Origin of the sequence: Rhodococcus cercidiphylli (genome assembly GCF_033042225.1) — a bacterium.
GTDB lineage: Bacteria > Actinomycetota > Actinomycetes > Mycobacteriales > Mycobacteriaceae > Rhodococcoides.
The window spans coordinates 232,429-252,109 of the sequence record NZ_JAWLKE010000006.1; the positions used below are offsets into that span (position 1 = coordinate 232,429).

The following is a 19,681-nucleotide window of genomic DNA, read 5'->3' on the forward strand; positions in this document are numbered from 1 at the left end:
AGATCTGCCATCGACGGCAACGCACTGTCTCAACGGCGTCGATCGAGGCGTAGCGCTTTCGTGTACCGAGTGGTGGAATCGTGCCGATCCTGTTGCGGGGTCAACATTCCTGCGCGACCGCGAGCCTGAGCAGGGCGTGGAGCCACGCGTCCAAGAGATCACCGATGTCCCCCGAGACGGAGTCCGCGACGCGAGTGAGTGCTGACGCCGTGGTGGTCATGCCTGAACCGGCGAGTTGTACAGCGGAACGTCGAAGGTACGTCGTGTCTGTTGCCGATGCGTGGCGTAAACCCTTGTGCGCAAGGTCGGCGAGCAGCTCCAGTGCAGTGTTCGGTGCACTCTGCAGCAGGTCGGTGCGGGTGGGAAGTGTGGAGGTTGCGGTGTCCGGCGCTTCGAGATCCGGTACGACCACGCCACCCACACCGGCGATGGCAAAGGGGCTTATCTGCAACAGGCCGTTTCGAATGCTCAGTCGCCCTGCGACGGCGGCCGGACCGGTCGACAGGCAGGAGTCGACGGCGTCCATTGCGCGCGGCGCGTACGACCGATAGTCGACGACTACCTCTGCCGCGGTTTGTCGTTCGTCACGTACTCGAATCGTCAGTTGCTGGCTTGCGGAGGAATATTCCTTGGAAAGAACGGATTCGACATGGACTACACCGACCCCTCTGGTCAGGATCCGCTCGCTCACGACCGACGGCGTGCGTCCGGCCAGCCGCGTGTACTCGGCACCGTAGTCGTTGATCACCGTCAGAGACTTGCTCCATGTGTCGGTGCTCAGGGGCATGATCGCTGTGCGGCCGATCCCTCTGCGACCGAGCCTTATTCGGTGGTTGGCCTGCCGCACAGCAGATTCGGTGACCACAGTGGACGATGCCAGTGCTTCGATGGTGGTTCCGGCGACACGTCGCTTCGAGAGTGCGTGGCCCGTCGGTATCTCTCCGCTCGGTTCGGTCCATTCGGTTTGCAAGAGATGGACGGTGTCCGAATCAGGTTCCGCGAAGTACAGATCCGCGCGTATGTTCGGTCCCGTTCCGGTCACGTGGGTGCCGAGTGCGATGAGTCGGGTTTTACGAAGTGGGGTTTCGCTCGGAGTATTTGTGCCCAAAGCTGTTGCTGCGATCGACGAATCCTGAGATCGTCCGGCACGTACTCGCGCATCGATTTCCGCGATGACGGTCGCGGCGCGGATGCGGCTGTGTCCGGCATGTCGGGAGCGGTAGGCCTCGACTTGATCGAGCAGTTCCGCGCACGCATCGGCCAGCCACACAGCAGTTCCCGCCTGTATCGAGCGCACCGTCCGCCGCAGAGCGACGTACTGTACTTCGGTCAGATGAGCGACACCGTCGACGAGAACTGTCCGTGCGAGCAACAACGCTGCGCCCGCGGTGGTGCTCTCCGGCATCACGCTTCCGCCCACGTGGACGGTGTCGTTGTGGCGTGCGTCGGCCTCGCGTACGGCCCAGACTGCGAGGGCGATGGACTCTGGGGTGGCCTCATCGGAAGCGGACGACCGTGCGAGAGTGAGCTCGTGGGGCACGAGGAACCGTACTGTGCTGTGCGGTAATTCGACCCGTACCGAAGGGTCGTCGCCTCGGGAACGGTGCACTGTTGCCGAATACCCTGTGCGGCGGATTTTCTCGGCTCGCCGGAGTGCCGACGCGCCGAGGTGTGCGATCAGTGCCCCGTCGTCGAATTCAGCTGGCGACCAGGTTGTGCTCGGAGCCGCTGGATGCAGAAGTCGATACGCCACGACCAGCCCTACGAGATGGCGGCAGATCCCGGTCGCTTCGCACGTACACGAGGCGTCGGTGAACGCACTCTCGGCGGCAAGGATGGTCTCGACGCCGTCGGCGTAGTGAGCGACGACGGCGTCTTCGGAAACCGACAGTGTGGGAGGTTCGGTCGACTGCATGCGAAGCGCTCTCTTGAGGAGCCCTCGGTTGGCGACTGCGGCGAGTGCGTCGTCGGTCAGTGCAGCCAGGTCGGGTCTTGCCGTCATCGGATGCATTCGGCTACGAACTCGGCGAGACCCGCCGGTGTCATCGCTCCGACGTGCACACCTGCGCGGCTCAGTCGGCGGCCGATTTCACGGTCGTAATTCGGTTCACCGGACTCGTCGAGTGCGGCAAGAGCCAGTACACGAACTCCGTCGTCGGTCAGCCGGGTGATGGACCGAACGAATCTGTCCGCGTTGCCTCCTTCGTAGAGGTCCGAGATCACGGCGACGATCGTGCGTCGGGGTGTGTCGATCAGCTGTGCCGCGTAGTCGACAGCGCGAGTGCCATCGGTCCCACCTCCGAGCTGTACGCCCATCAGGAGCTCCACCGGGTCCAGTACCTCCGACGTCAGGTCGACGACTTCGGTGTCGTAGGCAACCAGGTGTGTCCTCAGCCCCGGGATGTTCCAGAAACAAGCTGCTGTGACAGCGGAATGGATGACCGAGTCCACCATCGACCCGGACTGATCGACCAACAGGATCAACGTCCACACGTCCAGGTGCCGACGAGTTCGAGACGTGAACAGAGGTCTCTGGATCGTGATCCGTTCGGTTTCCGAGGACCAGTGTTTCAGATTGGCGCGCACCGTTGCGGCGAAGTCGAAATTGCTGGCCGTTCGGTGAACGGTTCGGCGGCGATTCCGGGTGCCGTGAAAGGACTGTCGCACATCGACGGAGAGCTTTTCGATGAGCTCCCGCACGACCTTGTCGACAGCGTTCTTCGCCAGCTCGAGTACATGTGGTTCCATGAGGTGCTTGGTCCGAAGCACCGCGCGAAGCAGGCTCGCGCTGGGCTCGATCCGCGCGAGCGCGACCGGGTCGGTGATCACCTCGGTGATTTCGTACCTCTCCACGGCGTCCCGTTCCAGACGTTGAACCGTCTCCTTGGGGAAGAGTCGGTGGATGTCATCGAGCCAGTCCACTGCCGTGACCGGGGAACTGCCCGTGCCTGTCTCGCGTCGCACCGTGACCTCGGGACGCGATCGAGGCGGTACCGCGGAGGACTGGCCTTCGCGAATACCGTGCGCGCGTCGCGACGGATCACGGTGATACAGCCACTCCAACGCAGCATTCTGTTCCGCGGCAGCGCCGTCGAGTTCCCCGAGCGCACCCGCGGATGCATCTCCGAGCACGAGCCGCCACCGTTCGCGGTTCACTGAAGGCCCACCCGCGACAGAGCAACATCCACGCGGGCGTCCAGACGTCGCCCGTCATCGACCGACAGTTCCGGCCCGCCGAGCTCGGACTCACCGGGAGCCGGGGCGGTGCCCACTCGGCGCGCAATGGATGCACGTTCGCGTGGTGGAAAGAACTCGAATGCTTGTCGAAGCGCCGGCAGCGCCAGCAGGAAATCGTGCTCGGTGGAGCTGCTCACGACATCGTCGACGACATCGAGGACGCGATCACTCGATTCGCTGTCCGAGAACTGCTCACGTGCCACCCCGAACAGCCCGGACAGCCAGTCTCCCAGTTGTTCCGGCCGGACGGATGAGACCACGGAAAGGGCATCCGACGACGTCGTGGTGTCCCAGATTGCACCGAGGGCAGCACCACGAACATCGACTGCACCACCCGGACCGCGCGCTGTGGCGGCCAGCTCTCGGCTCGGATCGGCTGACAGTACCTCGGGTGCGTGACGCATCGCATCGGACAGCGCAGCCACAGCTGCAATGCGCGAAAGGTCTGCCCCTGCAGGGGATGCGCGGAGACGCCCTGCCAGAACGGTGGTGCGCGCCGACGCCGAATCGACCACAGCGGCAAGCGCAGTCGATCCGCGGCTTCCGAACAAAGAATCGTGACGCCACAGATCGAGCGATGCTCGAAGCAGCAGGCCGACGTCACCGAGCTCGAATGCACTCTCGATCGCCGAGACAGCGGCGCGGCCAGTGCGCCGCGATTGAGTATCGAGCCCGCAGAGGATGGCGTCGAACAGTATTCGGGTGACCGCGGGAATGTCGGAACCGCAATTCGCCAACGCGGCGTCGAGTGCGACACCCGCGGCATTCGAGAGGGTGTGACCCTGGGCTGCAGCCTCGATGAGTGCCGGTATGCGGCCAGGGGAGTCGACCAGCGTCCACTGCTCGACCGAGACCGGATCGACCCCGCTCTCCGGCCCCGAATCGCGCTCGAAGCCCGGCACCGCCAGCACCCGAAGCTGATGCAGTATCCGGCTTCGGGTCCTGGCCGCCGGGTCGATGAGGTCGAGGACGATCGTCGTTCCGAATGCGAGTGATTCTGCGTCGAGGAGATTCACGACATGATGAACGAGTCCGGGAACCGGTGAAGCTGGGTGCAGAGAACCACGTCGAGTTCCCCGCAGGGTAGCGAGGCACAATTCGATCACTGGATGCTTTTGTCCCCGAGCGTAATCGGCATTCGTGGTCCACGGCAATCGAGTCGGTAGCGCTTCGTCGATCAGCGTCGAGGCTGCAGCGTCCAGCACGTCGGTTCGGGTGGGGACCGCATGTCCACGCAGACTCGCCAAACCGTACATCTGCTGTCTCAGACCGATGAAATCGACGGTCGACGCCGGGTGTCCGTGAGATCGAACGTTGCGGACGATGGCGGCGATCGCTGTGTCGGCGACCGTAACCGGATCGCGCCATGCGGACTCGCACCACCACGGATACACCGTCGACATTCGTTCGTAGGAGTACGGCACGAGGTAGCTGCCGACGTCGAGTTCGGGGTCAGGCGTCGGAACAGAAGGCCGGGTGAAGCTGTTGGACAACGAGGTTCGGACCAATTCCGCCATGATCGCAGGACGGTGCAATCCGCCGCACACGACAACGACGGCTCCCCGTGACGGACTGTCTCGGACCGTGCGTATCCACGAGGCCATGTACCGTTCGCGCTCGGACACCGTGAGGTCGTCGGCTCGGACTGCGTCGAAGTACTCGTTGAGCAGGTCGGTCATCGCATCTGTGGTCAGCTCGGTTGAGCGCGATTCGATCACGCTCTCCCACAGTGCATCTTCCGTGTCGACGGCCAGTCGCGCGAGCATCGACGACACAGCCGGCCCGTGCGGCGGAGAGGTGTCGTCGAATTCGGGGTGCCAGGTCGGTAGGTCGATGAAAGAGGGTCTTGCACCCATCTTCGACGCGCTGCGAAGTGCGACCCATTCCGGGGACCACTCGGTGAAGGGCGTCCAGGTCACACGTGACCGGTGTTCTCGCCTCACGTGCGAGAACAGGGCTATCGGCAGCGTGTGGTCGAGGAGCAGCTCGTCGAGCCGGCCGTTGAAATCGACCGGACCTTCGATCAGAACATGACTCGGCTCGAGCTGGGCGATGGTGTCGGCCACGACTCGTGCGCACACCGGGCTGTTGTGTCGTATACCGATGACCACCAGGGGTTTCTGAGCGCCCGAAGGGATGTTCACGGTCCGACCAGGCGCGCGTGCGCTCTGCGAAGTTCCTGCCACCCGCTCTCTGCTCTGTGTGAGGTCCGCTGCTCGATGTATCGGCGAAGGCGTGCTGCGTCCTCGCTGTTGTCCTTGGTCGCAGTTCCAGCGAGTGACTCCGCCAGATCATCGATCGTTCCGGTGTCGCCCCGGAGATACCACCCTCGTACGCCGGTCGCGTGTGCCAGGGACACTGCTTCCGCAGTGCTCATCACCGACGACAATCGCTCGACCGGAGCGCCTCCCTCGGTGAAGCCTGTTCTGAGCTCCCGGAACAACGTCACCAGAATGTCGGTCACCGCGGGATCTTGCTCGACTGTGACGCCCGAAGCCCGCAGCAGCGCCGACGATTCCGCGCGCACCAGCGCCCGCTCGGTCTCGAAATCAGCGATGGGGTGCACTGTCTCGAAGTTGAATCGGCGCCTGAGCGCTGCACTCATTTCGTTGACACCCCGGTCCCTGGTGTTCGCCGTCGCGATGACGTTGAACCCTTCCCGGGCGAAGACCATCGCGTCGGTGCCGCCGAGTTCGGGCACTGCGAGGACTCGCTCGGACAGGAGGGAGAGCAACGTGTCCTGAACTTCCAACGGACATCGGGTCAACTCCTCGAATCGAACGATTCGTCCCTCCGACATACCGCGCAGCATCGGAGCCGGCACCAACGATCGAGCCGACGGGCCCTCGGCGACGAGCAGTGCATAGTTCCACGAGTACCGAATCTGGTCTTCTGTTGTGGCTGCGCCACCCTGAATCGTCAGCGTCGAGTCTCCGCTCACGGCGGCGGCGATCAATTCGGACAGTAAAGATTTCGCTGTTCCGGGCTCACCGACGAGCATCAACCCGCGCGTGGTGGCGAGAGTGACCAGTGACCTCTCGACGAGAGAGGGGTTGCCGACGTATTTCGCGACCACATCGAGCGAGGCATCTCCCATCACGAATGCGCGTGCCGCGGTCATTGTCAGCCGCCATCCGGGAGGACGTGGTCCGGAATGGCTCTCGGCCAGACGTGCCAGTTCGTCGGCGTAGCGCTCCTCGGCGGGAGGGCGCTGCACGCGTGTGGTCACGAGGCGAATCCGGCCAGATCGGCGATGAGCTCCGATACCGTTGCGCGATCGACGTCGCCGAGCGTTCCGCCTCGGAGGTCGACGGACACGAGCTTCTGGTCGGGGTATCCGTTGTAGGGATCCCCGGTCCCCATACCTGGTTCGAGTCCCAGTAGTACGGAGACGTCGTCGCTCAATCGGTACAACAGGCCTTGCCCCCATGAAGCCGGGTTCTCCCACACCGGCTCCCAGCCGCGGTAGGTCAATCGCAGCGCCTGACTCGGGGTTGCGGTGACGCCGGTGAATCGAGCCAGGCCGCTACCGTCGACATCGCCGGGAAGCGGGTCGTGGACCGGACGCCCGAGTTGCGGAAATGGCTGCAGGATCTCGTAATCGGCGAACACGTCGGACCATGCTCCGACGGTGTCGGGAATGTGTGCCGGGTGGACGAGACCGATGGTGCCGTCGCCGAGGGTGACGGCGTTGTCGTCGACGTCAGCTGGACTGTTGTCTTCCGAGATCCGGAACACGGTCGTCGGGTGCGGGCCGGTGCCGAACTCCCCCCACAGCAGGCGGCGGGCGATGTGAATGAGCAGGGGATTGCCGAGCACGAACCGAGTGAACTCATCGTTCGTCCAGCGTCGTCCGGTCACCATCGATCTGTTGAAACGCTTTATCTGCTCTGCAGCAACACTTTTGACCTCACGCTTCAAGTTCGCGAACCGCTTTTTCGCGTCCTCGGCAGATATTGGGTCGTCTCGTGTTGTCGGCTTCGGAAGTCCGGCAGTCTTCTTGCCGTTTTCGTCGAGTACGAATGGAACCAAGGCCTCGGTGAATCCGACTGTGAACGAGCGTGGCCCGTAGCTCAGGGACATCGTTCCTTCAGGTGTCAGATCGAGATCCGGGACGATGCGGTCGGCCAACTGCTCGTGATCGAGTCCCAGACTCTCCGCGAGTTCGGCTACGCGTTCCTTGGCTCCGTTCTTGAGCGACTTGAACTTCATCTTGCGCGAGATGTGGTCGAGCTCGGTGAGCGCGCGCGTCGATCCGTGCGCGGCCAAGGCGTCGAGACCGAGTTGCGCACGAGCGGTTCCGTTTTCGCCGGGCCACTGGCGGATGAGGGGTGCCAGTCGTGTTACGGCGGTGTCGTCGCCCAGCCATCCCAATGCCAGGATCGACCAGTTCTCCTTGGACGGTGCGCCGTTGCCCCACCACCGCTCGAATACGGCCCATACGGCGGTGCCCAGAGACCTGCGGTCGCAGTGGGCCGCGGCGAGGTCGAGTCCCGCGTACGGGGCGTCCACGGTGCTGATTGCGCACATGGTCAGCATGTGGTTCATCGCCGAAACCGGAAGCTTCGCTGATCGATCTGCAGTCAACACCGTTGGAAGAGTGGGCGTGTCCACCCATTCGGGAATCTTGGGAATGCGTTTGGGGAGTACTTCCAGAGGATCGAGATCCACAATCGCGGCAATTGCGTCGACCTCGTCCTGTCCGTACTTCGTGGTTGCACCTAGGACGGTCTCGCGCGACGTCGCTCGTGCCAGGGCACGCAGGGCGGTCGTCGCGTGATCTCGCTGTTTACCTGGCTTGCCCAGAGCGTCGGGAACGAGCAGAGCGGCTGCGTCGTCAGCGTGTCGAACGAGCCACGCCAGAGAGGGTTTCCGAAGATTCTTCCGGGTCGCGAACGCGGTCGCCTGAAGGCGCGCAACGTCGATATCGACGTAGGGCATGAGGTACGGGGCAGCTGCGCCCGGGTGTGCGCGGGCGAAACGCAACATCATCGGCAGGGCGTCGAGTTCGAAGCGCGCCACAACCCGCAACGGTTCTTTGAGTGTTGTGCCGGGCCAGTCGGTCAGAAGCGGGCGGGCCACATCGTCGGGCGCGAGGACGAAGATGTACTGGGCAACGAAGTCGCGGACCGTCGCCGGGTTCGTGTCGGGGACGTAGCTTCTCTTGAATGTTTCCCAGGTGTAGTACTCGCGGCGGGAGTTCTGAAGTTCCTCGCGCTCGCCGGGGAGCCACTCGATCTTTCGAATGTCCGGTGTCGCGATGCCGGGAAACACGTTCGGAGGGTTTGCTTTGTGCTTGCGCGTCCACGGCGGGTTCACGAGTATCTCGGGCAGGTCGGTCGCCTCAGGGACTTCAGCTGTCAGTTCGGTGATTCGCCGCTGCTCTGTCTCCGGCAGCGTCGGTGCCATTTCGATAGCGAGCTCTGGATTCTGGCGGACATGACGATCGAACAGCGATGAATTCTGGCCGGCGAGAAGCCGCATTGCGCGACGCGGATAGTGCCGCATGGCGTGCACCACAGCAGGTAGTGCGCCCTTCATGCTGCTTCGTGCGGCGAGAGCCGAGAATGCGTCGTCGCTGGGGATCGCGGACAAGGCCTGGAGCAGTCGCATCGGAATCGCGTCGTCCTGAACGTACCGATACCGTTCGGGAGCGTCGAGCAACTCTGTGAGCATCGGTGTGAGTTCGGTACCGACTCCCTCGACGACGGCAGCAACCGTCGCGTCGTCGCGAATCCACGACTCTTGCCCGTAGGGCGCTGCGATCCGTTTCAGCTCCGCCGCGGAGTTCGACGAAGTGATCAACTGTGAGATCCAGTGGTAATGAGGCGCGTCGGCACCCGAAATGAGTTGTCGGGACCAGTCCTTTTCGGTCGGAAAGAGGTACGACGCTGTCAGTTGTCGGACAGTGTTGGTTCGGAGCGGTGCGACCGCATCGCGGGCCGCTGCATATTCCTGGTCGGAGGCGACCGCGAGGAGTCCTCGCATGCGATCGAGCACTTCTTCCCGAGCCGAGTATCGGATCTGCTCGTCGGTTGAATCCGACTGCGCGAGTCGTTCCTGCTGAACGTAGCGAGGTAGCTCGACGGGCACCGAATCGTCGGTGTGGCCGATTCGCGACACCATGATCATCGTGTCGGGCGGGAGCTCGGAGACCGGAACCGTGACGTAGACGAACTTCGTGTCGGAATACTCCATTAATGCTTCGGTGGCGAAGACAAGACCGTGACGAGCGACCCAGCCGTCGACGAACACCGTGTGCGGAACTTCGTGATGGTTCAAGAAGCGTCCGAGGAGAAATGCGAAGACGGCCGCACCGACCGGGGTGTGCGTCCCAGCTCGGTAGTCCCGAGCCGCCAGCGCAAGTGGCGACGGGTCCGGATCGGCGTCCAAATACCTTGTGGTCCAGCGAACGTACTCGTCGTTGGTTTCGACGGCCTCGCGAAGCACGGTACCGGCATCGGGCGATACGGGCTCGACGTGCGTCCTGAACCCGCCGTGGCGCGGATACTTCATCGGGAGCCAAGTCGCATGCGGAGCGAACGCTGATTCGTTTGTGCTCTCGTCCACGCAGCTCCTTGGTACTCGCAAATATGGCGCTCTGTTGTCTGGAGGATGATAGCGGTCCGAACTATCTGCGGCAGTCTGTTTCAGACTGCTGGGTCTGTCGCTGTCGTTCAACTCGTGGATGCCACGATCCGACTTCTCGCTCGTATTGCTTTCGCTGTTGCCATCCCGAAGCGCTCCTGGTCTCGAACATGCACGGTTTCTGCGCCGTGTAGTCGATGCAGCGCTTCTGGACAATCAGAACAAACCGGGCATAAGGTTTGATGACGTCTTAGAGGGAGTTCACGTGAACGATCAACCGGGCAGAATCTCGCGCGAACACGCTCGGCCGGATGCGCGGTTGTCCCTGCCTCTGTTGCTCATCGCGGCCTTGTTCATCGGCGCGCTGCCGTTCTACGTTCGGCAGCCGCTCGGTTCCGGGGAGTCGGTATCGAGTCCGATGTGGTTCGGCGGATCTGCCTATCTCGCATCACCGGTAGCGGGTCTCTACTGGCTGATCGCACTGCCGGTGTGTATCGGTGCAGTTGCTCTCTACTGCTCGTGGCGTGAACGTAGATCAGGTGCCGAACTGCACGTTCGTCTGTGGCTCGCGGTCAGTGTTGGATTGTGTGTTGCCACGGTCGTTGCCGTGCGGAGCGGACTGCTGTGCTTCCTGGGCAACCTGACCATTCGCGGACTGCTACCGCTGTTGTCTATGTCGGTTGCGGTGTTGATCTGGGGTGTTGCCCTGCGGTCGCGCGTAGTGATCGGGGTGGGAGTCGTGGCCGTCGCGGCGAGCCTGGTGTCGAACCTCTACAACGTGGAGAACCTTGTACCGCAACAGTTCACGTTCGACACTCGCTTCAGTCTCTGGTTGAACATCGTGCTAACGGCGTTCGTTTTCGTAGTCGGAGCGGCGATGGCCGTGTTCGCCAAAAGATCCAAGCGCTGAATTCCTGCAACTCGATCTGCCGCGTGACGCGGCGTCAGCCGTTGAGAGAGTTAACGCGATTGAGCACGGCCCACAGGAGTTCGTACGTTCCGCACAGGGCGGCACTCACCAGGGCCACCGACCAGAACCCGACGTCGTACACAAGTACGGCAGTGAACTGGCAGATCACCAGGCAAGCAAAGAATACGTGCCACGAACGCCGCTTGCGCTCCTCGAATTTCGAAGTCGACTGTTCTGCGTAGTCGACCGGGCGCATGGGTTCCATCCCTCCACGGTCTCATGCGTCGGTCGGTGGCGCGAGGGCATGGACGAGCCGACCGCAGAGAACTGATGCAGTGGCGGGCCCGCCCATCCCGGACATCAGCGTCCGGTTTTCAACTCATTGGTAATGCGGTGGTAGATCCCGCCGGACGTCAGTCCGCCGTCGACGACTATTTCCGTCCCTGTGATGTACCGCGATGAATCCGACAGCAGGAACGCAACGGATTCCGCGATCTCTTCGGCGTCGGCGACGCGTCCTGCAGGTACCGATTGCAAGCTTGTCTCCACGAAAGCCGTTGAGCCGGAGTGCAGTAGCGGTGTGTCGACCAGGCCGGGATGGATCGAATTGACTCGTACTCCGTATTCGGCGAATTCGAGCGCACCTACTTTCGACAGACCCCGCACTCCCCATTTGCTTGCGCCGTATCCTGCCGCGAAGTAGCCAAGCATTCCGGCGATGGATGACACGTTGACGATGGAACCACCACCCCGCTTGAGGAGTGGCGCACAAGCTTTCATTCCATAGAACACCGAGCTCAGATTGATGTTCATGACGCGATGCCAGTCGTCGACAGTCGTGTCCTCGATGCCCGCTCGGTGACTGACGCCGGCGTTGTTCACCAGTCCGTCGAGGTTACCGTCTGATGACTCGATGGACTTCGCCAGTGCCGTCCACGATTGCGGTGCGGTGACATCGAGTTGGAAGAACTCCGCCCGGCCACCGGCATCGAGGATGCTCTTCACGACGGCTTCACCTGTGGCCGTAGAGATGTCGGTGACCCAGACTTTTGCTCCCCGGCCTGCCAGCATCTCCGATTCGACTCGGCCCATGCCACTTCCTGCACCGGTGACGACGATGGTCTTGTTCTCGAAGTTCATGCGAGGGGGCCTCTCACTCTGTTTTCAGTTCGGTACCTTTCGTCTCGGTCACGAAGAAGACCGTGGCGAAGGTGATGACGGCGCAGAAGACGAAGTAGCCAGCGGGTGCGAGCGGATTTCCGGTGAGTGAGATCAGGTACGTCGCGATGAAAGGTGCTGTGCCACCGAGCAACATGTTGGTGGTGTTGTTGCCCAGGGCCAAGCCGGTGTACCGCACCGAGGTCTTGAGCATCTCCACGTATGTCACGTACGAGGCACCGTTGACGACGGACACCGCGATGAACAACACCGACTGCCCGACGACGGCCTGCCACAGGGTGCCGCCTGCCATCATCATGAACATCGGCACACCGAGAACAATGGCTGCGAAGCTGCCTGCGAACAGCACGGGCTTGCGCCCGTACCTGTCTGCCATGTAACCCGAGATGGGTAGGGTGATCACCCCGAGAACCAAGGCGAGCGAGGTCGACAGGAATGCTGCCTGCGAGGTCTGACCGCCCTCGGTCCTGAGGTAAGTGGCCGCGTAGACCGATGCGATGTAGTAGCCGCCCGTGATGAGCGCGCCGAGCAGGATGATCTTCACGACGCTGCCGCCGGAGGTGCTCAGCAGCTCCGAGATGGGGAGCTTCTTGGTCTCTCCCTTGTTCTCCAGCTCCTTGAACTCCGGGGTGTCGTCGAGACGGTTCCTGATCCAGATGCCGACGCCGCCGATCACGAGGCTGAGCAGGAACGGGATTCGCCACGCCCAGGAGAGGATCTGTTCGTCGGTGAACACGGAGTTCAGTGCCAGTGCGCACAGCGAGGCGAGCAACGATCCGATGTAGGTGCCGGTGTTGACCATCGACGTCTGGGTCGCACGCCACCGCGTCGGCGCGGACTCGGAGACGAACGCGTTCGCCCCTCCGAGCTCCCCACCGGCAGCGAATCCCTGTAGGCATCTGCACAGGACGAGAACCGAGGTGGCCCACACTCCCAGAGTGACGTATGTCGGGAGCAATCCGATTCCGGCGGTGGCGACCACCATCAGCAGGATGGTCCAGGACAGCGCGTTCTTGCGGCCGTACTTGTCGCCTATGTGTCCGAAGAAGATTCCGCCCGGAACGCGCAGGAAGAAGGCAACTGCGAACGCCGCGAACGTGCCGAGAAGGGCGGCCGTCGGATCGTCGGACACGAAGAACAGTGCGGCGATGGTGGTGGCCATGTAGCCGTAGATGCCGAAGTCGTAGTACTCGACGACGGTTCCGACGACAGCGGCGCGGATCACTGTCAGGGGAGATTGTTTCGGGTTCGTGCTCGGTGCTCGTGCGTCCGACTCGGGCTGCACGGCGCGATCGTTCGTAGTCATCGGTGTCCTCGAGGTCAGGGGTGGTCAGGCCGTCAGTGGCTGTGCATCGACGGTGTGAAGGGCGGCGTTTCGACCGGCAATCCGGCCCATGGTGAGTGCATTGGCGACAGCGTTACCGCCACCGACGTAGCGCTGTCCGAGAACTCCCGCTCCGGCCTCGCCTGCGGCGAACAGGCCGGGTACGCGGGTGCCGCGTGTTGTCAGTACGGCGGAATCGGAATCGATCTCCAAACCTGCATGTGTGCAGACCAATTCGGCGGGGAGGATACGTGCGGCATAGAAGGGGGCGGTCTCGATGGGTTCGGGATTCGACGTACTGCCTTTGTTGGCGAGTGTCCGATGGCGCAGAAAGTCGGGATCCTCCCCGTGGGGCAGATGCGCGTTCCATCGCTCGACCGTGGAGTCGAGGGTCGCGGCGGGCACCGTCATGAGTTCGGCCAGCTCCGCGAGGGAGGATGCGCGAAGTGTCCGGCCGGCGTCTGCCTCGTCCTCGATGTGATCGGGTGCCCAATCGGCATATCCCGCAGGCAGAGTCATTCGAGCGTTGTCGTCGAAGATCATCCAGGCAGCGCCACCCTGGGCATCGATGATTCCGGTCGAGACCGCATACGAGGCGTCCTCGTCCATGAATCGACGTCCCGCGGCGTTGACGTGAATACGTGATTTCGGGGGGAATCCCGACTGCCAGTGGTGGTAGCGCTGAAAGTAGACGGTGGGCAGCATGAGTCCCCACCCATGACCTGCTACGGACGCGTTCACCGACGGCGCGTACCGAAGGTGGTCACCGCGACTGCCCTCGGCGGCAACGACGAAAAGTGCCGAGCCGGCCCGGTTGGCAGCTGGAAAATGAATATCGACCAGCTCGGGATCCCGGGCGAAACCACCCGAGGCCACGACGACTGCCGCAGAACGGAGTTCGACGTCATCGGCAACGACGCCCACGACCCGGTCGTTCTCGGTGAGTAATGCTTGCACCCGTGTGTCGAGAACGACCTCGATTCCGTGCCTACGGCGTGCGGCGTCCAATACTTGGACGAGGCCGTATCCCTGGTCCTTCGGAACGTGCCCCCTCCAGACGTCCTCTACGCCCGCCTGGCTCAGTCCTGGTTGGTGCGCGTTGCCGGAAATCTGGGCGGGGATGTCCAACCCGAGTTCGAGAAGCCACTCCAGAGTCGGGCCGGCCTGCTCGCAGAAGGTCCTGATCAGCCCGGGCTTGAGCATCCACTGATTGAGATCCATGTAGTGCTGGAAGTACTTCTCTGCGCTGTCGTCGATTCCGAGGGCGCGCTGAACGCTTGTCGCTGCGGCGGTGAACAATCCGGCCGACAGGGCCGTCGAGCCGCCCAGTTCCTTGAGGGCCTCGAAAAGAATGACGGATGCACCGTTCTCGGCCGCAGTGACCGCCGCTGCGAGCCCCGCGCCGCCGCCGCCGACGACGATGACGTCGTAGTCGGTGTCAGACATGACGCGACCCGCCATCCACCGCAATGCTGTGTCCGGTCACGTAGCGAGCACTGTCCGACAGCAGGAACAGGAGCGGACCGAAGACCTCCTCCGGTGCACCTAGTCGATGTAGTGGAACGGAATCGAGCGCTCGAGCAAGCGCTTCGGGATCTTCCTGCACCCACCGAGTCATCTCGGTGTCGATGTAGCCGGGTGCAATCGAGTTGACGCGAATGCCCACATCTCCGAACTCGACGGCAAGGGATTCCGTCAGGTGGGCGACGGCCGCTTTGGACGTGCAGTAGGCACCACGCCCCTTACGGACACGAAGCGCGGATACCGAGGACATATTGACGATCGCGCCCCCTTCGGACATATGACGACCTGCTGCTTGCGAACCGAACAGAACGCCTTCGACGTTCACGCTGAGCGTGGCACCGATCTGCTCTGGGGTGATGTCCGCGGCATATGCGAACGGGAAGATGCCGGCGTTGTTGATCCAGAAGTCCATTCGCCCGAATTCGGCCAGCGCAGTTCGGGCGAGCGCTTCGTGATCATCGGCGACGGTGACGTCGACTCGAGCACCGATGATCGTTCCAGGCTGCTCGACCAGCGATTCGGTAGCCAGCTCCGTGTTGAGTTGCTCCGCTGTCTCTTTCATCCGAGCGTCGTTGATGTCGGCACCGACGACGTGCACGCCGCGCGCCGCAAGTCCCTTGGCGAACACCGCTCCCATTCCCTGAGCGGCCCCGGTGACGACGGCAACCTTGCCCGACAGTTCGGGGTAGACCGCGGTCATCATGCGATCGACGACGCGACCGGGATTGGGGTTGTTCATAGCGTTCTCCTCATGCCGAAGATGTTGAGCGGGCACCCGAATCGGGCTGAAACGAAAGCTTGCGGTGCGCTCAACTGTGTGCGATAATCGCACGCAGTGTGCGATTCACTCCGAACTGTAGGTGGTCCACCTCACACTCGTCAATAGGGGGTCCTTCATGTCCGATGCCGACTCGGGCCGTATGGACGGCAAGGGAGCCGTGACCATCGATTCGGGAATGTCCAAAACGCTGCACCACGGACTCGCCGTGCTCGAGCTTCTAGCCGAACATCCGAACGGCTTGTCGATCACCGAGATCGGCGACGGAGTCGGCGTGCACCGCACCGTCGCTCACCGCTTGGTTCGGACTCTCGAGGCCCATCATCTGTGCAGGCGAGACGAGTTCAAGCGAATAGCGCTCGGAGCTGGTCTGGTGGCACTTGCGGAACCCGTCGAGCAAGATCTGCGAACCGTAGCGCGCCCCGTTCTAGAGGAACTGGCGGATCAGTTGGGGGCGACAGTCCATCTCGTCGTTCGCGAGAATTCGACAGAAGTAAGGGCGTTGATGGTTGTCGAGCCACGAGGCGCGAAGGTGCACGTGGCATTCCGTGGAGGGCAGGTCGATCCGATCGACCGGGGATCTGCCGGCCTGGCGATACTCGCGTCACTACCCCCGGTCGACGGCGAGCGCGCAGAAGTGACCAGGGCGCGGAGCGTCGGATACGCGGTCACCCAAGGCGAGGTGATTCCATCGGTCGGCGGCGTGTCCGCCGTGGTGCCAGGTCGCCGCGGGGATGCCATGGCGAGTGTGGGTGCGTCGGTGTTCGAGATCGACGACGAAGCGCAACTCGGCGCGGCCGTCGTCGCTGCTGCGGCACGGTTGGGGCGTTTACTTCGCTAGCCAGTGGCTGGGGGGGTGTCAGGCGTCGTCGCGGGACACGGTCCTGTGCTGGATACGCCACCGATCATCCACTCGTACAACACGATCACGGACCGACGTGAACCGGACGAGCCGGGTATCGCCGCCACGTGGCGTTGCCATGATTTGGAGATAGCAGTCGACGATCAGTTCATCGACACTCACGAGATCGACGGCAATGTTCGTGATGACATGCCTGCGTTTCTCATTCGATTCGATCGCGCTGTCGAAGAAGCGCTGGGCAAATGCGGTCAACTGGTCGCTGCCGACCTCGGGTTCGGGATAACTGGGCGAATCGAAGACGCCGTTCGCGGTGAATGTCTCGGCCCACTCCGCCGCGCGTCCGGAATCGATTGCGTGGCTTTGCCTCCCGTAAAGAAGCTGGATATCGGCAACGGTTGTCGAGTCGGGACCGGGCATCGGCGTCTCCTTGGTGCGCTATTCGCACGCGTAGTGCGTATTGATGTCGACGTTACGTTCGGTCCGCCCGATAGTCGAGTCAGGGTCCGCGCGCGGTGACCGAAAAGGGACTGCGTGGGTATCACCGCGTCTGCCATCATGACGCCGTGAAGATCGTGTCGATCAATGCGTGGGGTGGTGCCATGTACGACGAGCTCGTCGCCTGGCTGAAAACCGTTGAAGCCGATGTCATTTGTCTTCAGGAGGTCACTCGCACTCCGCATCGATCGGGCTGGGCGACGTTCGCGGACGGTGAGCGCACTCTGCCGCAACGGCTGAACTTGTTCGACGACGTGTCGGCGGTGCTTCCCGGATATACACCGCATTTCGTCGCGAACGACGCGGGGCCTGTCACGGACGGTGACGGCACCGAGTTGAGGCAGGACTTCGGCATCGCCACCTGGGTGCGTGACGACGTTCCCGTCGTAGGAATCGATGCCAGGTTCGTTCACTCCCGGTTCGTCGATCACGCGGAGTGGAACGTTGACGACCGACCGCGAGCTGCCCTGACGATTACCGTTCGCGATCGCGTAGCCGAAAGCTTCATCTCTGTCATCCAAGTGCACGGGCTGCGAGATCCAATAGGCAAGGGCGACAGTCCCGCTAGGTTCGAGCAGGCCCAGAAGCTAGCGGAGATCGTCGAGCATGTACGGGCGGTGAGTGACGAAATCGTCCTGTGCGGAGACCTGAATCTGCTGCCGTCGAGCGAGACGTTCAGGTTGCTGGCCGAGCATGGGATGACCGACATGGTGGGATCGGCAGATACCCGAACGTCGAGGTACACGAAACAAGTGCGCAGTGCCAGCTATCTGCTGGTGTCCTCGCCGTTCGCGGTACGCAGATTCGAGGTCGTCGCCGCGCCGGAGGTGTCCGATCACCGAGCACTTGCGCTCGACATCTGAGGGCCGGGTCCTGGTTCGAGCTCGGCGCGTTGCCCGTCTCGGGCAGGTAACAACTCGGCTGCAGCGGTGGACAGGCCGGCTCGAGTAAAGAATTGTTAAAGTTCGGCGACGGCACGCCCCAACGACCGCGCAGGAACCGAATCCGACGAACCGTGCCGTCGAGGATGGTGACGGCAACCGTGGACACACTTGCTCGCAAACTGGGCCTCAGAACCGACAATCACATCTTCTTCGTGTCGGCCGGCCTCACGATCACACTGCTGGTTCTGTTCCTCGTCTTCCAGGACTGGGTGGGAAACGCGTTCGGTGTCGGGAGGGAGTGGATCGTCACCAATCTCGGCTGGTTCTTCATCATCGGCGTCACGGTGTGGCTGGTGTTCCTGATCTGGGTTGCCGTCAGTAAGTACGGTCATCTGCGGCTCGGTGAGGACGACGACAGACCCGAGTATTCGAACCTGTCGTGGTTCGCAATGCTCTTCGCCGGCGGAATCGGCACTGTGTTGATGTTCTGGGGTGTGGCAGAACCGATTTCGCATTTCTCCGCGCCGTCGTTCGATGACGTGGAGCCCTACAGTGTCGAAGCATCCCAGGATGCGATGAGTATCTCGCTCTATCACCTCAGCTTGCACACCTGGGCGATCTTCACGTTGCCAGGGTTGGCATTCGGCTTCTTCATCTACCGGTACAAGCTGCCGATGCGCGTGTCGTCGGTGTTCTATCCGATTCTGAAGGAACGCATTTCGGGTCCGATAGGCAAGACGATCGATGTATTCGCAGTATTGGGCACGATCTTCGGACTGGCAGTGTCGTTGGGGCTCGGTACTTCTCAGATCAACGCCGGACTGAGTGAGCTTGTCGGGCTTCCCGATGCCGTGTGGGCGAAGGTGCTGATCATCGGCGTACTCACTGTGGTTGCGACGATTTCGATTGCCGTCGGGTTGGACAAGGGCGTGCGTCGCCTCTCCAACCTGAACATCCTCGTCGCGGTCGGTTTGATGATCTTCGTCCTGATCGCGTCGGACACCGTCTTTCTGCTGCGCCAGGTGTTCGAGAGCTTCGGCAATTACGCACAGGACATCGTTCCGCTGTCCTTCTGGAACGACGCCATGGCCGAGTTCACCTCCGACGGCGGGTGGGGATGGCAGGGTGGTTGGACCGTCTTCTACTGGGCGTGGACCGTCACCTGGGCCCCGTTCATGGGCGTCTTCCTCGCACGAATTTCGCGGGGCCGCACCATCCGCCAGTTCGTCGCCGGAGTTCTGGTTGCGCCGTCACTGTTCACACTGGTGTGGTTCGTCGTATTCGGCTGGTCTGCAATGAGAATCGACGGAATCGGTGGCAACGGCGGTTCGATCTCGGAAGCAGTGTCCGAGAGCGTGCCGTTGGCGATGTTCACGTTCTTCGAGAACTTCCCGGCCGCGACCCTGGTTCAAGGGATCGCCGTGGTCGTCGTGGCGCTGTTCTTCGCAACCTCGTCCGACTCGGCATCGCTGGTGATCGACATGCTGTGCTCCGGTGACGGTGAAGCGGGCCCCGTGCGGCAGCGCGTGTTCTGGGGCGTCACCGAAGGCGCGGTGGCCGCAACGCTGATCGTGCTCGGCGGTGAGGCGGGACTGCAAGCCCTGCAGCAGGTCATCACCGTGATCGGACTGCCGATCTTCATTCTGGTGTCGCTGATGATCATTGCGTTGGTGATGGGACTGCGTGCCGAGCGAGTGAAGGTTGTACCGCTCACGAGGGAACAGTTCATGGAACATAATGGCCAGACGTCGCGCACCGAGTCCGAGAAAGTGCGTTCGTCGAGCCTGGCAAGAGACTTCGAGGTCACACAGGACCGAGCGTAATTTCGGACATCGATCAACGAGAGAGCATGCCTACTGTGTTGTTTCGCGACGAAGGGCGAGAGGCGGCAGCACGGTCG

The 19,681-nt window shown here is 62.5% G+C and carries 15 protein-coding genes; 4 read left to right on the top strand and 11 right to left on the bottom strand.

Annotation, left to right across the window (positions count from 1 at the left end):
- Positions 1 to 100: 100 nt before the first annotated feature.
- Genes R3P95_RS16935 through R3P95_RS16955 form a run of 5 tightly spaced genes read right to left on the bottom strand, consistent with a single transcriptional unit; the run spans position 101 to position 9,807 of the window.
- Positions 101 to 2,002, bottom strand: a complete 1,902-nt coding sequence (locus tag R3P95_RS16935; RefSeq protein ID WP_317548952.1) for a hypothetical protein — start codon at positions 2,000 to 2,002, stop codon at positions 101 to 103.
- On the bottom strand, positions 1,999 to 3,132 hold the full coding sequence (locus R3P95_RS16940; RefSeq protein WP_269594766.1) for a VWA domain-containing protein: 1,134 nt from the start codon (positions 3,130 to 3,132) through the stop codon (positions 1,999 to 2,001). The genes R3P95_RS16935 and R3P95_RS16940 overlap by 4 nt, the downstream gene beginning before the upstream one ends.
- Before the next feature lie 20 nt (positions 3,133 to 3,152).
- Positions 3,153 to 5,381, bottom strand: a complete 2,229-nt coding sequence (locus R3P95_RS16945) for a DUF5682 family protein (protein ID WP_317548955.1) — start codon at positions 5,379 to 5,381, stop codon at positions 3,153 to 3,155.
- Complete coding sequence (locus tag R3P95_RS16950; RefSeq protein ID WP_317548957.1) at positions 5,378 to 6,466, bottom strand: ATP-binding protein; 1,089 nt, start codon at positions 6,464 to 6,466, stop codon at positions 5,378 to 5,380. The genes R3P95_RS16945 and R3P95_RS16950 overlap by 4 nt, the downstream gene beginning before the upstream one ends.
- Positions 6,463 to 9,807, bottom strand: a complete 3,345-nt coding sequence (locus R3P95_RS16955) for a DUF4132 domain-containing protein (RefSeq protein WP_317548959.1) — start codon at positions 9,805 to 9,807, stop codon at positions 6,463 to 6,465. Before R3P95_RS16955 ends, R3P95_RS16950 begins: the two co-directional genes overlap by 4 nt.
- 283 nt (positions 9,808 to 10,090) lie before the next feature.
- Between R3P95_RS16955 and R3P95_RS16960 the strand changes: the two genes are divergently transcribed.
- A complete protein-coding gene (locus tag R3P95_RS16960; protein WP_317548961.1) occupies positions 10,091 to 10,735 on the top strand; it encodes a hypothetical protein in 645 nt (214 codons plus the stop codon).
- Positions 10,736 to 10,769: 34 nt separating this feature from the next.
- On the opposite strand, the gene R3P95_RS16965 is transcribed toward R3P95_RS16960, so the two are convergent.
- From R3P95_RS16965 to R3P95_RS16985, 5 genes are all read right to left on the bottom strand, one after another.
- Positions 10,770 to 10,991: a hypothetical protein gene (locus R3P95_RS16965; protein WP_317548963.1), complete on the bottom strand. Its 222-nt coding sequence runs from the start codon at positions 10,989 to 10,991 to the stop codon at positions 10,770 to 10,772.
- Between the two features lie 104 nt (positions 10,992 to 11,095).
- A complete protein-coding gene (locus tag R3P95_RS16970; protein ID WP_317548965.1) occupies positions 11,096 to 11,875 on the bottom strand; it encodes an SDR family NAD(P)-dependent oxidoreductase in 780 nt (259 codons plus the stop codon).
- A 13-nt stretch (positions 11,876 to 11,888) separates the two neighbouring features.
- Complete coding sequence (locus R3P95_RS16975; RefSeq protein WP_317548967.1) at positions 11,889 to 13,220, bottom strand: MFS transporter; 1,332 nt, start codon at positions 13,218 to 13,220, stop codon at positions 11,889 to 11,891.
- Between the two features lie 24 nt (positions 13,221 to 13,244).
- Positions 13,245 to 14,684 (bottom strand): FAD-dependent oxidoreductase, encoded by a 1,440-nt coding sequence (locus tag R3P95_RS16980; RefSeq protein ID WP_317548968.1) that lies wholly within the window; start codon positions 14,682 to 14,684, stop codon positions 13,245 to 13,247.
- Entirely contained in the window at positions 14,677 to 15,501 is an 825-nt protein-coding gene (locus R3P95_RS16985) for an SDR family NAD(P)-dependent oxidoreductase (RefSeq protein WP_317548969.1), read from the bottom strand. Before R3P95_RS16985 ends, R3P95_RS16980 begins: the two co-directional genes overlap by 8 nt.
- A 217-nt stretch (positions 15,502 to 15,718) precedes the next feature.
- On the opposite strand from R3P95_RS16985, the gene R3P95_RS16990 reads away from it, so the two are divergent.
- Positions 15,719 to 16,381, top strand: coding sequence for an IclR family transcriptional regulator (locus tag R3P95_RS16990; protein WP_179272235.1), 663 nt, complete (start codon positions 15,719 to 15,721; stop codon positions 16,379 to 16,381).
- 18 nt (positions 16,382 to 16,399) lie between these two features.
- Here the strand turns inward: R3P95_RS16990 and R3P95_RS16995 are convergent, their stop codons facing one another.
- The gene (locus R3P95_RS16995) at positions 16,400 to 16,819 is read right to left on the bottom strand and encodes a nuclear transport factor 2 family protein (RefSeq protein WP_094671256.1); all 420 of its coding nucleotides are present in this window, start codon (positions 16,817 to 16,819) and stop codon (positions 16,400 to 16,402) included.
- A 95-nt stretch (positions 16,820 to 16,914) separates the two neighbouring features.
- Between R3P95_RS16995 and R3P95_RS17000 the strand changes: the two genes are divergently transcribed.
- Both R3P95_RS17000 and R3P95_RS17005 read left to right on the top strand, forming a co-directional pair.
- Positions 16,915 to 17,760: an endonuclease/exonuclease/phosphatase family protein gene (locus tag R3P95_RS17000; protein WP_317548970.1), complete on the top strand. Its 846-nt coding sequence runs from the start codon at positions 16,915 to 16,917 to the stop codon at positions 17,758 to 17,760.
- A gap of 179 nt (positions 17,761 to 17,939) precedes the next feature.
- Complete coding sequence (locus R3P95_RS17005; RefSeq protein ID WP_317548971.1) at positions 17,940 to 19,604, top strand: BCCT family transporter; 1,665 nt, start codon at positions 17,940 to 17,942, stop codon at positions 19,602 to 19,604.
- The last annotated feature ends 77 nt before the right edge of the window (positions 19,605 to 19,681 follow it).

Bases quoted from the DNA above. Each gene is read 5' to 3' on its own strand.
- R3P95_RS16935 (WP_317548952.1), bottom strand. From the start codon at position 2,002: ATGACGGCAAGACCCGACCTGGCTGCACTGACCGACGACGCACTCGCC.
- R3P95_RS16965 (WP_317548963.1), bottom strand. From the start codon at position 10,991: ATGCGCCCGGTCGACTACGCAGAACAGTCGACTTCGAAATTCGAGGAG.
- R3P95_RS16970 (WP_317548965.1), bottom strand. From the start codon at position 11,875: ATGAACTTCGAGAACAAGACCATCGTCGTCACCGGTGCAGGAAGTGGC.
- R3P95_RS16975 (WP_317548967.1), bottom strand. From the start codon at position 13,220: ATGACTACGAACGATCGCGCCGTGCAGCCCGAGTCGGACGCACGAGCA.
- R3P95_RS16980 (WP_317548968.1), bottom strand. From the start codon at position 14,684: ATGTCTGACACCGACTACGACGTCATCGTCGTCGGCGGCGGCGGCGCG.
- R3P95_RS16985 (WP_317548969.1), bottom strand. From the start codon at position 15,501: ATGAACAACCCCAATCCCGGTCGCGTCGTCGATCGCATGATGACCGCG.
- R3P95_RS16990 (WP_179272235.1), top strand. From the start codon at position 15,719: ATGTCCAAAACGCTGCACCACGGACTCGCCGTGCTCGAGCTTCTAGCC.
- R3P95_RS16995 (WP_094671256.1), bottom strand. From the start codon at position 16,819: ATGCCCGGTCCCGACTCGACAACCGTTGCCGATATCCAGCTTCTTTAC.